The sequence below is a fragment of the Vreelandella maris genome (assembly GCF_013371085.1).
Taxonomy (GTDB): domain Bacteria; phylum Pseudomonadota; class Gammaproteobacteria; order Pseudomonadales; family Halomonadaceae; genus Vreelandella; species Vreelandella maris.
Window position 1 is genome coordinate 1 of the sequence record NZ_JABWCV010000071.1, and the last position, 1,686, is coordinate 1,686.

Here is a 1,686-nt window from a genome sequence, read left to right on the forward strand (position 1 = left end):
CCTGAATCCGTGAAGCCGGCGCCGACACTTTCCCTATCACCGCCAGCGAGCACTTTTTGATCATTCGCCCCGTGCAAGTTGGCTTTCGCAAGCCCGTTATTGCCAAAACCCACCGTGCTGATCGGTGCTGACGGCCCGTTTTGTCATGCCTTTCCACCCGCCAGGCACGACATATCTGGCGATCGCGTGTCGCTTGGAACTGCTTGTGGATAGAGTGTCGCCGATTGACGGTCAGCATGGCGTTCCTCGTGGATAACGCAGTCGGCTCCGCAGCGTCTTGAGCACCGTCATGCGCCCGATATCCTGCCCGAAGTCGAGGATGATCTGCCGTGCCTTGTGAATCACGAGAGCCGCACGGTGCACCAGCTCTTGTAGCACGGTGCGCAGCCGGCGCCGCTTGGCCGGGTGGCGAACCGGGCTCAGCTCGCCGGTCATGCCCAGCTGTCCCATCAGGCGCAGGATGTTGTAGGCCAACTGGGCGAGATGCAGGATCAGATCGTTGGTGGCGAACTTGCCGGACGGCAAGCGCTCCAGGTCGAGATCGGTCTTGATCTCGCTGTGAAACTGCTCATGGGTGGCATGCGCCTGGTAGCGCTTGATCACCGCCTCCGGCGCCTCGTCCAGGCTGGTCCACCAGCCTTCCAACTCATAGTCCGGTTCGAGCAGCAACTGGCCATCGCGATCGGCGGTGCGCTCTACCAGGCGCATCACGCGTTGGACGACGTATTCGGTCTTGTTGTCGTCGTGGATCGAGACGGTCTGCAGCCACAGCGCCTGGCGCTTGCCAGGACGCAGCTCTTCCCAGTAGTCCGCCGCCACCGCCAGCCAGGTATCTCGATCAGCCGTGGCCGAGCCGCGCGGGTTCCATTTGACGACATAGTCGAGCCGGCGCCCCTCGTCGGCAAAGACCTGGCGCTGCTGTTCGAGAAGCGCCAGGTGCGCCTGGCTGTCGAAGCCGCTGTCCTCGCGTAACAGGATCGGTTGCTTGGTCAGGCCTTGGGTGCGAGGCAGCACCCGCTCCAGGAAGGCGTTGCTCTCCTTCATGGTGTGCTGCTTGCCAGGCCGCAGTTCCAGACCCAGGCACCACCCTTCGTTGCCCAGATAGGCGGCGATCGGTGTGTAGCCATCGACCTTCTGGTAGGTCCGCGAGACGCCTTCCTTCTTCGAGTTGCTGTTGTCCATGACGAAGGTGTCGATGTCCAGGCAGACGTGCGTCGTCTCGGCGGTGATCGGTGCTTCGATCAGTGACAGCAGGGTCGTGGACCAGGTGGCGGTGCGCGCCTGCAGGTCGTTGGCGGCAAGTTTCTCCAGCCGCTGTCGCAGCGTCGCCGCGCTCGGCACCTTCTGCAGGGTCAGCAGTTGTTGGAAGGGCTTGTCGCGGCGGAAGTTCTCGACAGCGTCATAGTCGCTCATGCCCAGACACAGCAGGCCCAGGTAGCTCTTGATCACGTCACTGGTGCGCATGCCCAGCGTGGTGGGGAAGCGGCTGTCGATGCTGTCGACGCCAGCGATCTCGAAGCATTGCCCGATGATGGACAGCCCGGCGTGGCTGGTGAGGGTGCGGCGACTGGCGCGGAACTTGACGTTGGGCATGGCACTGTCTGGGTGAATGGCGATATTCGCTATATTGCCATGCAGTTCAGTAGGTTAGAAGCATTCCTGGGGGCCGGTCTCACGGATTCAGGA

1 protein-coding gene is annotated in these 1,686 nt (G+C 62.5%); it reads right to left on the reverse strand.

The window, feature by feature from the left end:
• Positions 1-231 precede the first annotated feature (231 nt).
• Complete coding sequence (locus tag HUO07_RS21470) at positions 232-1,593, reverse strand: IS1380 family transposase (protein WP_045812073.1); 1,362 nt, start codon at positions 1,591-1,593, stop codon at positions 232-234.
• Between the last annotated feature and the right edge of the window lie 93 nt (positions 1,594-1,686).